14 protein-coding genes are annotated in these 12,984 nt (G+C 33.6%); 10 read left to right on the top strand and 4 right to left on the bottom strand.

The annotated features are described in order from the left end of the window. Positions 1–60 precede the first annotated feature (60 nt). Positions 61–858 (bottom strand): hypothetical protein, encoded by a 798-nt coding sequence (locus ACXGSQ_RS07585; RefSeq protein ID WP_458629011.1) that lies wholly within the window; start codon positions 856–858, stop codon positions 61–63. A gap of 184 nt (positions 859–1,042) precedes the next feature. Between ACXGSQ_RS07585 and miaB the strand changes: the two genes are divergently transcribed. The 10 genes from miaB to ACXGSQ_RS07535 all read left to right on the top strand — a co-directional run bounded on the left by miaB (position 1,043) and on the right by ACXGSQ_RS07535 (position 9,690). Beyond that, positions 1,043–2,488, top strand: a complete 1,446-nt coding sequence (miaB, locus tag ACXGSQ_RS07580) for a tRNA (N6-isopentenyl adenosine(37)-C2)-methylthiotransferase MiaB (protein WP_458629010.1) — start codon at positions 1,043–1,045, stop codon at positions 2,486–2,488. 11 nt (positions 2,489–2,499) lie between these two features. After that, positions 2,500–3,432, top strand: a complete 933-nt coding sequence (locus tag ACXGSQ_RS07575) for a hypothetical protein (protein ID WP_458629009.1) — start codon at positions 2,500–2,502, stop codon at positions 3,430–3,432. Positions 3,433–3,435: 3 nt separating this feature from the next. Further along, positions 3,436–4,701 (top strand): sigma 54-interacting transcriptional regulator, encoded by a 1,266-nt coding sequence (locus ACXGSQ_RS07570; protein ID WP_458629008.1) that lies wholly within the window; start codon positions 3,436–3,438, stop codon positions 4,699–4,701. A 189-nt stretch (positions 4,702–4,890) separates the two neighbouring features. Beyond that, positions 4,891–5,394: an LptE family protein gene (locus ACXGSQ_RS07565; protein WP_458629007.1), complete on the top strand. Its 504-nt coding sequence runs from the start codon at positions 4,891–4,893 to the stop codon at positions 5,392–5,394. A gap of 4 nt (positions 5,395–5,398) precedes the next feature. Beyond that, a complete protein-coding gene (locus ACXGSQ_RS07560) occupies positions 5,399–6,361 on the top strand; it encodes a hypothetical protein (protein ID WP_458629006.1) in 963 nt (320 codons plus the stop codon). A gap of 1 nt (position 6,362) precedes the next feature. Beyond that, positions 6,363–6,692, top strand: a complete 330-nt coding sequence (gene secG / locus ACXGSQ_RS07555; protein ID WP_458629005.1) for a preprotein translocase subunit SecG — start codon at positions 6,363–6,365, stop codon at positions 6,690–6,692. Positions 6,693–6,863: 171 nt separating this feature from the next. Continuing rightward, positions 6,864–7,139: a co-chaperone GroES gene (locus tag ACXGSQ_RS07550; RefSeq protein ID WP_020896485.1), complete on the top strand. Its 276-nt coding sequence runs from the start codon at positions 6,864–6,866 to the stop codon at positions 7,137–7,139. A 119-nt stretch (positions 7,140–7,258) separates the two neighbouring features. Then, positions 7,259–8,890 carry a chaperonin GroEL gene (gene groL / locus ACXGSQ_RS07545; protein ID WP_458629004.1) on the top strand — a complete coding sequence of 544 codons (1,632 nt, stop codon included), beginning with the start codon at positions 7,259–7,261 and terminating at the stop codon, positions 8,888–8,890. A gap of 142 nt (positions 8,891–9,032) precedes the next feature. After that, positions 9,033–9,278 carry a DUF6090 family protein gene (locus ACXGSQ_RS07540; protein ID WP_458629003.1) on the top strand — a complete coding sequence of 82 codons (246 nt, stop codon included), beginning with the start codon at positions 9,033–9,035 and terminating at the stop codon, positions 9,276–9,278. Further along, on the top strand, positions 9,265–9,690 hold the full coding sequence (locus ACXGSQ_RS07535) for a hypothetical protein (protein WP_458629002.1): 426 nt from the start codon (positions 9,265–9,267) through the stop codon (positions 9,688–9,690). The genes ACXGSQ_RS07540 and ACXGSQ_RS07535 overlap by 14 nt, the downstream gene beginning before the upstream one ends. Positions 9,691–9,780: 90 nt before the next feature. On the opposite strand, the gene ACXGSQ_RS07530 is transcribed toward ACXGSQ_RS07535, so the two are convergent. The 3 genes from ACXGSQ_RS07530 to ACXGSQ_RS07520 all read right to left on the bottom strand — a co-directional run bounded on the left by ACXGSQ_RS07530 (position 9,781) and on the right by ACXGSQ_RS07520 (position 12,965). Continuing rightward, positions 9,781–10,152, bottom strand: coding sequence for a heavy-metal-associated domain-containing protein (locus ACXGSQ_RS07530; RefSeq protein WP_458629001.1), 372 nt, complete (start codon positions 10,150–10,152; stop codon positions 9,781–9,783). Between the two features lie 88 nt (positions 10,153–10,240). Further along, positions 10,241–12,478, bottom strand: coding sequence for a TonB-dependent receptor (locus tag ACXGSQ_RS07525; RefSeq protein WP_458629000.1), 2,238 nt, complete (start codon positions 12,476–12,478; stop codon positions 10,241–10,243). 73 nt (positions 12,479–12,551) lie between these two features. Next, the gene (locus ACXGSQ_RS07520; RefSeq protein ID WP_458628999.1) at positions 12,552–12,965 is read right to left on the bottom strand and encodes an HYC_CC_PP family protein; all 414 of its coding nucleotides are present in this window, start codon (positions 12,963–12,965) and stop codon (positions 12,552–12,554) included. Positions 12,966–12,984 lie beyond the last annotated feature (19 nt).

Here is a 12,984-nt window from a genome sequence, read left to right as displayed (position 1 = left end):
GCTTCTACTGTTTATAAAATTTTATAATTCTTGAATTATCACTAATTTAAAAAGCAAATATTAATTAGTTGACAATTGTTCAATACGTCGCATTTGATCGCTTTCTTCATCAAAACCGACAACCTCTTTATAAATAAAGTATGAAGGTAAATAACCAAAAGAAGAGGTCACATATATCCCTAAACCACACATTAAAAAGCCCACTATCATTGCCAAGAATCCTGAAACCAACATAAGTCCAAATGAAATCAACCATTTTTTATTCCCCAATTCAAATGCCAATTTAACAATTTCTGAAACCGACAAATCAGGATTAAAAGCATAACCAATAACCATAAAAGATAACGGGACTATAACATATAGTAAGGGCAAGAAGCACAAAAATGCAGCTAAAACACTAATACCTGTAAACGCAAGCCCTATCTTAATTGTTTTTCCTAAATAGGGCTTTTTAAAGAAATAAAAATAATCTTCTCTACCTAATTCCTCTAAGTCTTTAAACTTACAAATCCTATAGAACGCAGCTTTTAAACCCAAACCAATAGTACTCATTGCTACAATCATAAATAGATAAATCACCACCATAAAAAACACCATAATAATACTTAGATCTGGTTCCGAATAAGAATCGTATGGATCATAAGGGCTAGGATCAAGAAACACACTAGATAACCCTAACAATAACATAGGGATATACATAATCAAAAAAACAGGTATTGCCAAGACAATATTTAGTATCAAAGTAACTAAGCCCTGTACCCAAACCTTTTTAAACAGTTCAATGGATAGGTTAAAAATAGTCCCAAAGTCTAGCACTTTAGCATTTTGAATTCGATGTTGAATTTCAGTAGTGTTCATTTTTTTTATAATAAATTTGGTTAGTCCGTCAAAAGAAATCTTTTTTTAGCACAAATTCAAGAAAAACCATAGGTGAACGAATTTTAAAAATATAATCAAACATTATAACTGCCACTTTGTCATAATCTCTAAAATAATATTATCTTTGCATACTTATTGCGATTTGAAGTATTCACTACAGCTGATGGAAAAAATTATAGACGAAACAAAACAAGGAGAAACCTTGGTTATAGACAAGAAAGAAGGTAACCAACGAAAACTATTTATTGAAAGTTATGGCTGCGCTATGAATTTTAGTGACAGTGAAATTGTGGCTTCCATTCTTTCGGAACAGGGTTTTAATACCACGCAAGTTCTTGAAGAAGCAGATCTTGTTTTGGTAAACACTTGCTCTATTAGAGATAAAGCAGAACAAACTGTTAGAAAACGATTACAAGAATACAATGCCGTAAAACGCATAAACCCAAAAATGAAAGTTGGGGTTCTAGGCTGTATGGCAGAACGACTAAAAACTAAATTCTTAGAAGAAGAAAAAATAGTAGATTTAGTTGTAGGGCCTGATGCTTACAAAGATTTACCAAATTTACTTGCCGAAGTTGATGAAGGTAGAGATGCCATAAACGTTATACTATCTAAAGAAGAAACTTATGGAGATGTTTCTCCTGTACGATTAAACAGCAACGGTATTACTGCTTTTGTCTCAATCACTCGTGGTTGCGATAACATGTGCACCTTCTGTGTCGTTCCTTTTACAAGAGGACGAGAACGTAGCCGAGACCCTCAAAGTATTATAGAAGAAGTCAATGATCTATGGTCTAAAGGATTTAAGGAAATCACCCTTTTAGGTCAAAATGTAGATAGCTATTTATGGTATGGAGGTGGCCTAAAGAAAGACTTTGACAATGCTTCTGAGCTTCAAAAAGCAACTGCTGTAAATTTTGCGAACCTTTTAGAGTTATGTGCAAAAGCACAACCCAAAATGCGAATCCGATTTTCGACATCAAATCCACAAGATTTCACCATGGATGTTATTGAAACCATGGCTAAGTACGATAATATCTGTAAACACATTCACCTTCCTGTACAAAGTGGAAGTAATCGTATTTTAAAAGCGATGAATCGTTTACACACACGAGAAGAATATTTTGAGATTATCGATAATATTAAGCGTCTGATTCCTGAATGTTCAATAAGTGTTGACTTAATTGCTGGTTTCCCAACTGAAACTGAAGAAGATCACCAAGACACCTTATCGTTAATGGAATATGTAAAATACAACTTCGGTTATATGTTTACGTATTCTGAACGCCCTGGAACATTAGCTGGTCGTAAATTAAAAGATGATGTCCCAGAAAAAATTAAGAAACGTCGACTAAGTGAAATCATTAAATTAGAACGAAAGTATAGCGAAATTAACACACGCGCACACCTTAATAAAACCGTAGAAATTTTAATAGAAAAAGCATCTAAAAAATCTGATCAACAATGGTCTGGAAGAACCTCAGACAATACAGTCGCTGTTTTTCCAAAAGAACATTATAAGGTAGGTGATTTAGTTGATGTACTTATAACAGATTGTACAAGCGCAACACTCATTGGAAAAGCAATTGATTATTCAAAAAACAATTAATAAACAAATAAATGAAGAAATTAGCATTACTATTATTCACGTTAACCCTAGTTACCTCATGTAATGTAGAACCTTTAGATTCTGCTTACACCCAAGGTGGCGTAAACCCTGGTGGAGATGACGGTAGCGAAAGCGCAGACCTTACCCTTTCTGTTTACGAGTTAGACACACAAATTAATCTAGTGTTTTTTGGAATACCTATTGAGACAATTACCAATTCAGATTTTTTAATTAGTGGCAATAAAATTGCTTCAGGCACAAACGCACTTTCAGCTAATGGCAGTGCTTTTGAAACTGAAAACCAAATCATAACCCGTAATAATTCAGGACAAATTATTAGCGATATCTCAGTAAACACTTCAGGTGTTACTACTAATGAAACCTTGATTACTTACACTAATGGTGTTATATCACAAATAACCTATGATTATTATGAAAATGACGACGACGATTACACCTATAACTTTACTTATAATGGCAATCAAATCACAAGAACCAAAGTAGGAACTACAGAAACAACAATTTTCACCGTAGATGCCTTTGATCGTATTGTATCTAAAGAATCTTACATTGATGGCTTCCCTGCACAAATAGAGACTATAACCTATGATAGTAATGGGAATATAAGCAGCAGTGTAACATCACTTGAAACTGAAAGCAATACAACCTATGTCTTTGATGGTAACATAAATCCTCTAAAAGTAATTTATGAAGACAATTACCTTTTGTCATTTTTGAGAGATGAATATTCTGATGAGATTGGCCCACAAATAGCACAATTTCTTTCTACGAATAACTGGAAAGGAGCGACCTTTAACGGAACAGCATTTAATTTTAATTTAGAATACAATTCTGTAGGACGAATTAAAAGTCGTGATATTGCTTATGACTTCGGGCCAGAGTTGTCTTTTGAAATTAATGAAAGATTCAATTATGTAAATTAAGGTATGGAATCTATTCAAGCCATAAAACAACGTTTCGGGATTATAGGAAACGACCCTAAACTTAATCGCGCTATAGAAAAAGCGATTCAAGTGTCTCCCACTGATATTTCGGTATTAGTTACTGGTGAAAGTGGTGTAGGAAAAGAGAGCATCCCAAAAATCATTCATCAGTTATCGCACCGAAAACACGGCAAGTACATTGCTGTAAACTGTGGTGCTATTCCCGAAGGCACTATTGATAGTGAATTATTCGGTCACGAAAAAGGAGCATTTACAGGTGCCACGACAACACGTTCTGGATATTTTGAAGTTGCTGATGAAGGGACCATTTTTTTAGATGAAGTTGGCGAACTACCATTAACAACACAAGTCCGTTTATTACGTGTTTTAGAAAATGGTGAATTCTTAAAAGTAGGATCTAGTAAAGTTCAAAAAACGAATGTTAGGATTGTAGCAGCAACTAACATTAATATGTTTGAAGCCATAAAAAAAGAAAAGTTTAGAGAAGATTTATATTACAGACTCAGTACTGTAGAAATCAATCTGCCTCCACTTAGAGAGCGCAAAGAAGATATTCACTTGTTATTCCGAAAATTTGCGAGTGACTTTGCCATAAAATATAAAATGCCAACGGTTAAATTAACCGATGACGCCGTTAATCTATTGACCAAATACCGATGGAATGGTAACATTAGACAATTGAGAAATGTTGCAGAACAGGTGTCTGTTTTAGAACAAAACCGGACTATAAATGGTATAACAATTCAAAATTATTTACCAAATACAGGTAGTAATTTGCCTGCTGTAGTCAATAGTTCTAAATCTGAAAGTGATTTTAGTAGTGAACGTGAGATTTTATACAAAGTCTTATTTGATATGAAGAGTGATCTTAACGATCTTAAAAAGCTCACCATGGAGCTCATGAAAAAAGGAAGCGATTCTGATGTTCAAAAAGATAATGAGCATTTAATTCAGAAAATCTATGGTGAAGATAAAGATGAAGCCTTTGAAGCTGCTGTTGAAGATTTAGAAATTTTATCTATCGCAGAGCACAAAGAACCTACAGAAGAAATTGTTTCCGAACAAGGAGACAAATATCATTTTGCTGAAGAAATTGAAGAAGAAGAAACGTTATCTTTACATGATAAAGAACTTGAGTTAATAAAAAAATCATTAGAACGTCACGGTGGAAAACGCAAATTAGCAGCAGCAGAATTAGGCATCAGCGAACGTACACTTTATAGGAAAATCAAACAATTTGATCTTTAGGATAAATTTATGATGTCTATAGAAATATTTTTAATCTGTAAATCGTTTATTAAAAACAGATTAAGGATCTAAAAACCTCATCAATAAAAACGTATTGCTAGTTATCACTTCCTAATGTAGATTTTGATGTAGCAGAATACACTGGTTATATTTAAATTCTTATAACCCTAAAAAACAAACTCATATTAAATGAATTCATTAAAATATTTTCTCATCGTTGCCATATGCCTTACGTGCTACGGTTGTAAGGTTAATTATTCGTTTACAGGAATTACAGAAACCCCAGAAACCTTTCAAGTAAATTTCTTTCAGAATAATGCCGATTTAGTAGAACCAGGCTTAGATCAATTATTTACCAATGCACTCCAATACCTGATTGTAAATCAAACAAGTGCTCAATTGGTCACTTCTGGTGGTGAGGTAATATATGAAGGGGAAATTACAGAATACCGTATTGCCCCTATGACTGCTACTGCCGAAAACACGGCTGCACAAAACAGGTTAACAATAAGTGTTAAAGTACGCTATATTAATACCAAAGATGAAGAAAAAGATTTTGAACGTGTCTTTTCATTCTTTTACGATTATGGTGCCAGCGAACAACTTACAGGTACTATAAAAGATACAGCGTTTGATGAAATCTTAGAGCGTTTAACACAAGATATTCTTAATGCTTCATTAGCAGATTGGTAAAAACATGCAGCTTCAAGACCTTACATATTTATTACAACACCCGGAAGCCGTAACAGCATCTCAAACTGAAATACTCTCTTCTGCTATAAAAGCGTATCCCTATTTTCAACCGTTAAGAGCACTGTATTTAAAAGGCTTAAAGCAGAAAGAAAGTTACAAATACAACAATGCTTTAAAGGTAACAGCTGCTCACACCACAGACCGAAGTGTATTGTTTGATTATATTACGTCCGATAGCTTTACTCAAAATGAAATATCTGAGCAGATTAAACAAAACATAGAACATATCAAATCTATCGAAGTTAATGCTGTAGATGATATTTCAGTCCATAAAAGTGTCACCATAGATGATGCTTTAAAAGAACAGATTAAAGCCACAGAAGGCGTATTAGACCCTGGTTTGTTTGAAGCCAAACCAATAGCTGAACCTAAATTAGAACCGAAGGTTGCAACAATTGAAGATTCAATCATTGCTGTAGATGTTAAAAACATCACGCCAGAACAGGAACTTAAGATTGGTAAACCTTTAGAATTTGATAAAACTGAAAATCATTCGTTTACAGAATGGTTAAAAATAACCAGTTTTAAACCTATTATTCGCAATCAAGATAACACTGAAGAAAAAACAGTAGAACCTAAAAAAATTGATGAAACGCAAAATCATAAAGAAAAAACCACACCTCCTTTACAAGATAAACTTGCTATTATAGATAAATTTATAAGGGAAAACCCTAAGATAAAACCCGTCACTAACAACACCCCAAAACCAAAACTAGTCAACAATGACAACCCTCTTTCAGACAGTTTAATGACTGAAACTTTGGCACGAATTTATTTAGAACAAAAAAACTTTGATAAGGCAATTCAATCTTACAAAATTTTAAGTTTGAAATATCCAGAAAAAAGTAGTTTCTTTGCACACCAAATAAAATTGGTAAAAGAATTAAAAGATAATAATACAATATAGAATGAGTGCATTTACAATATTTTTAGTACTAATCGTAATCGTTGCCTTTTTACTTATCGTAGTAATTATGGTACAAAACCCTAAAGGCGGAGGATTATCTTCTTCTTTTGGTGGAGGTGGCACCCAACAAATGGGTGGCGTTAAGAAAACCGGAGATTTTCTAGATAAAAGTACATGGTTTTTAGCAACCGCATTAATTATTTTAATCTTAGCATCAAATTTAACCATCAATTCTGGTGGAGCTGTAGAATCTAAAGCTTACGATGCTGATGAAACAACTGACATGCCTGCTATTCCTGCACCAACTACAGACAATACAGCTGCCGAATAACACAAACGTTATTTTACATAAGACATTGAGCCAACTTTTTTAAGTTGGCTTTTTTTATTCCAACAGTTTCGGCAGACAGGGCTGAAACTTTGTCAGATATTCTCTATTGGCATAATTTTCGAAATACGCTAAAGCGTAATTAATTAAATAATTAAAAAAACATATAACAAAATGAGTTTAAACATTAAACCTTTAGCAGACCGTGTTCTTGTAGAACCAAAGGAAGCTGAAACGAAAACGGCTTCAGGTATTATTATTCCAGATAATGCAAAAGAAAAACCTCAAAAAGGAACTGTTGTAGCCATTGGAAATGGTACAAAAGACGAACCTCTAACGGTAAAAGTTGGTGACACTGTACTTTATGGGAAATATGGTGGAACTGAGCTTAAACTTGAAGGTAAAGATTATTTAATGATGCGTGAAAGCGACATCCTTGCAATTATCTAAATTGCTTTTAGCTATGGGTTTTGAGCCTTTAGCACACTTCAAAAAATAAAAAATCAATTTATAAATAAATCTATTAGTAATAGCCTCGTGCTAACAACTAAAAGTTAAAAAAAATAAAGATGGCAAAACATATAAAATTCGATATTGAAGCACGCGACGGACTTAAACGTGGTGTTGATGCTTTGGCAGATGCAGTAAAAGTAACATTAGGCCCTAAAGGTCGAAACGTAATTATTGGTAAATCATTTGGTGCACCTCAGGTCACTAAAGATGGGGTTTCTGTTGCAAAAGAGATTGAGCTTGAAGACGAGCTTGAAAACATGGGAGCGCAAATGGTAAAAGAAGTCGCTTCTAAAACAAATGATTTAGCTGGTGATGGTACAACAACGGCTACCGTTTTAGCTCAAGCTATTGTAAAAGAAGGTCTTAAAAATGTTGCTGCTGGTGCAAATCCAATGGATTTAAAACGCGGTATTGACAAAGCTGTTGAAGCAATCGTGAAAGATTTAGACAAGCAGTCTCAAAAAGTAGGTAGCGATTCGGATAAAATTAAACAAGTCGCTGCAATTTCAGCTAACAACGATGATACTATAGGTGAATTAATCGCTAAAGCCTTCGGAAAAGTTGGAAAAGAAGGTGTGATCACTGTTGAGGAAGCTAAAGGTATGGAAACGTATGTAGACGTTGTTGAAGGTATGCAGTTTGACAGAGGGTATTTATCACCTTACTTCGTTACCGATGCTGATAAAATGATTGCCGATTTAGAAAATCCATACATCTTATTATTTGATAAGAAAATTTCTAACTTACAAGAAATTCTTCCAATACTAGAACCAGTTGCTCAATCTGGTCGCCCGTTATTAATTATCGCTGAAGATGTTGACGGACAAGCCTTAGCTACTTTAGTTGTAAATAAATTACGTGGTGGATTAAAAATTGCTGCAGTAAAAGCTCCTGGATTTGGTGACAGACGTAAAGCAATGTTAGAAGACATCGCAATCTTAACAGGTGGTGTTGTTATTTCTGAAGAAAGAGGTTTCTCTTTAGAGAACGCGGATCTTACTATGCTTGGTACTGCTGAAACAGTAACTATTGACAAAGACAATACAACAATTGTTAATGGAGAAGGTAAAGCAGAAGACATTAAAGCTCGTGTTAACCAAATAAAAGCTCAAATCGAAACAACAACTTCTGATTATGACAAAGAAAAACTTCAAGAACGTTTAGCTAAATTAGCAGGAGGTGTTGCTGTACTTTACGTTGGAGCTGCTTCTGAAGTAGAAATGAAAGAAAAGAAAGATCGTGTTGATGATGCTTTACATGCAACGAGAGCGGCAGTTGAAGAAGGTATCGTTGCCGGTGGTGGAGTTGCTTTAGTGAGAGCTAAAATAGTTTTAGAACAAATCACAACAGATAATTTAGACGAAACAACCGGTGTACAAATCGTAAATAGAGCTATTGAAGCGCCTTTACGTACAATTGTAGAAAATGCTGGTGGAGAAGGCTCTGTTGTTATCAATAAAGTATTAGAAGGTAAGAAAGATTTTGGTTACGATGCTAAAACTGAAACTTACGTAGACATGCTTAAAGCTGGTATTATTGATCCTAAGAAAGTAACACGTATCGCTTTAGAAAATGCAGCTTCTGTAGCGGGCATGATTTTAACGACCGAGTGTGCTTTAGTAGACATTAAAGAAGATACGCCTGCTATGCCACCAATGGGTGGAGGCGGTATGCCTGGCATGATGTAGTCCATAATTCGGACAAGTAAAAAACTCACTACTATAAATCATTATTAGTGAGTATATATAACAAAGCTTAAAAGCCCTAGATTTTCATCTAGGGCTTTTATTTTGAATTATTTCATTGGCTTTAAACATCTAATCAAAAATAATGATGGCTAAAACGACTTGGAAGTACACCTTAAGAGAAATTATTATCGTTATTATGGGTATAACCATTGCTTTTAGCATGAACAAGTGTGCTGACAAGGTAAAAGACAATAACTTAAAAATTCAATACCTCACAAATCTAAAAAGTGATGTTGAAGCAGATAAAGTTCAACTTCAAAAAAATATGGAAGCTATTGATAAAAAAATTAGCGTCTTGCTCAAAGATTATCCCCGTGTTAAATTCTAATACGGAACAAGATATGCAATTGATGTATAATATTTTTGACATCGTTAAATATGAAAATTTTAGTCCAAAAAGCATCACCTACAAAACGTTAATAAATTCAGGTAACTTAAAATTAATTGAAAATTTTAAGCTCAAAACAACGATTCAGCAACACTATTCTAATGACGATGAAATGGCAGATGTCTATGTAAGACATACTAGCTTAATAAAAGATTATTTAGGCCACTACCTAGTAAATTATGCCGATTACGACCTTATACCACAAGGTAAAGGTCCATTTTTAGACGAAATTAAATTGAAAAATATTGTCAGAGCTTTATTAACGACTTTTGATGATAAAAAAGAGGCCACAAATCTCGGAATTAAAAGTTGCGATGTGCTAATTGCAGAAATTGATGCGGCTTTGGATTAATGGTCTGTAAAGGTAAATTAAAGACTCATAGATTTCCTATGAATTATATAACCATAAAAAAAGCCTGAATCTAAATTCAGGCTTTTTTTTCTATTTTCCATCTTGCTTTTCATTCCCATGGTCTTTCTTAACATCTTCATCACGATAAAGACAACAAGCATGCACAGAATGGTACTGCTCATCTGTTGCTTTAATTTCTTTAGTATCATGTCCAACAGCAGCTACACTTTTAGAAATGGTTTTTACATCTGTTTTACGTTCATCATAAATTAATTTTAATTCATGTGTATCAATGCTCCAAACTGCAGACTTTACCCCTTTGGTTCTAATAGCTGCTTTTTCTATACGTTCTTTACACATACCACAAACACCATCGACCTCAATGTTTGCTTTGGCGTTTTTATTTTGTGAGAAAGCAAACATTCCCATGCATACCATAATAACTGTGATTAGTTTTTTCATAATTTCTAATTTTTATAATTCCTGTAAAAAAGGAATTAATTTATTTAACTTTAATTTGATTGATTTACTTGTTGTTATAATCGTTTGGTTATTTTATTCTAAAACGTAGGCCGGCATAATACATACTACCATAAATTGGACCATACACAAAATTACTATCAAAATTTGAACCAAATGGATTATCTGCGCTAACTACGGGGTTATCTTGTCGCACATTTGTTACGTTTTCTCCTCCTAAATATACTTCAAATTTCGGAGAAAACACTTTAGTAACTTGTAGATTTAAGGTGCCAACTGTTGGTGTTTTATCGGCCAATTGAAATTGAGAAGGACTTAAATCTGTACTAGGAAAACGCTGAGCACTTAACCAATTATAGGTGGCATCAAACTTCCACTGTGCCCCACTTTCTTTAATAACAGTTTCATACGATGCATTTGCAAATAAACGATGCTTTGGCACTAAAGGTTTTTCTAATTTACCAGAATTATAATCCGTTTTAATGTCGTAATACTTATAAGCCATTCGTACATCAAAATGTTCAAAAGCATTATAATTAAATTCAAACTGAAAACTATTTGCATAGCTATCTCCTTCTAAATTATAAAAATTGACTTCATAAGGATTTTCCCAATCCACAACCACTTGATTCTGAAAATCGGTTCTATAAAAATCAAAAGTTACATCGGCTTTTCTATTAAATAAATTAAACCCTTGTAGGTAGCTAATGCCATAATTCCATGCAATTTCAGGATCTAATCCGTAGATTTTGCCATTTGAATTTAAAATATTAATCTGTCTTGAGCTTGAAAACATATTCTGGTTTTCTGCAAAAATATTAGCACTACGTTTCCCTCTCCCTATTGAGGCGCGTAATGCAGATTTCTCCCAAGGTGTATAACGTACATGCAAGCGCGGTGTTACAAAAAATCCTAGTCTATTGTGCTGGTCTACTCGTACTCCGGCTGTTAATGATAGTTTATCTAAATTATCAAAAGCATATTCAAAAAAACCACCAACAGAATTCTCTGTACGCTTGTAATTTGTACTGTTTACAAGCTCATTATAATGATCGTATGTAAAGCTTAATCCTGTTTTTACTTTATGTCTCGAATCTGAAATAATAGAATTATATATTAAGTTCGAATAAAAACTATTGTGCTTAATATCATACTGATTTAACCCAAAGTATGATTCTTGTTGATGATGACTAAAGGCCGTTTGAAACCCAATACTTTGATATGGGATTTCTGGATTTACATAACCTAATTTTGTAGTAACTTCAAAACGCTCTGTATCAATCTCACTTCCCCAAAAATTCGTAGTACCTTTATCACGTTTTGGCTCAAAATCGACTTGTCCTGCCTGTTTTTCATCATTAAGATATCTCAAATTAATAAAGCTCACTACTCCTTTTTCTGCATTGGTGTATTGCCAACGATTCATAACATTAATCTGATTATACAAAGGCATATCTAAAAATCCATCATCATTAACATCATGCTTTTCCTGATGTGTATTTCCATGCACATACAAGCCTGTACTCCACTTATCTGAAACTATAGTATTAATGTGAGTATTTAGCTCTAAACGCTCACTAGAGGCCCCGTAAAGGTTTACAAATAATTTATCATCTGTAGAAGGTTTTACCAATTCGGCATTAATCTGACCTGCAATGCTTTCAAATCCATTAACCACACTACCTGTTCCTTTAGTAATCTGAATACTTTCTACCCAAGTGCCTGGAATAAAACTCAAACCATAAGCCTGAGATGCACCTCTTATAGCAGGAATATTTTCTGTTGCTATTAAAATATAAGGAGAATTCAACCCCAACATTTTTATCTGTTTTGTCCCAGAAATCGCATCTGCAAAATTCACGTCTATTGACGGATTGGTTTCAAAACTTTCCGCCAAGTTACAGCAGGCCGCTTTTAACAATTCGGCACTAGTAACGGTAAAAGTATTAGAGGCTTGCAAATACGATTTTCGAGTAGCTTGTTTACGCGATGTAATTTCCACAGCATCCAACTCATCACTAGCCTGTAAGATATGCGTTATATATTGATTTTCTTTTATTGTAATCGTATCCGACTTAAAACCAACATAACTAATTACTAACTCATTATAAGAAAATTTATAAGGTAACACAAATACCCCATCTTCATTTGTAATTGCTCCAATTGATGAGCCTAACCAATACACATTGGCACCAGGTAATGGCATTTCTTTTCCGCTGCTGGTTTCTAAAACAACTCCTTTTAATTGATCTTGCGCAGACAATATTAGCGACAAGAACATAAATTTTATAAATAAATATTTTTTCATTTTTTTTGAATTTCAGGTACAACTAACTACACACCTTGATGTGCTTCCTATTTCGTTAAGAGTTATATCTGAATCAAATAAGGTAAACTTCATCTAAGCGATGAATATCTTTTACTAATGTTGGAGGTAAGTAATTACTATAAGGAATAACCAAGCTTGGTAAACCTTCAAAAAGATTGATGTAGGAATAGCTATAAGCAAATAAGACCTGTTGATGAATAAAATCAAAATCTTCAACTGAATTAATAGTTAAATCAGAAATTCCTTCAATAACATCAACTTCATTTTTACAACAGTCTTTTGTAACATCGTCTGTCTGTTTCATTTCCGAAACTTCCATACCGCATGTTTTACTTTCGGAAAAAATAGCCACATCAACTAAAACATCTCCACAAAAATGCTTCTCTATACTTAATGACAGTGTAGAAAACAAAACCAATAATGATAGTGCTACAGAAAAGATTTTATGTAAATATGAAATTTTCACAATGCAAAACTACAAAATT

The sequence above is a fragment of the Winogradskyella sp. PC D3.3 genome (assembly GCF_054366245.1).
Note: the sequence above shows the minus strand (reverse complement) of the source record. Positions and strands in the feature narration are given on the sequence as shown.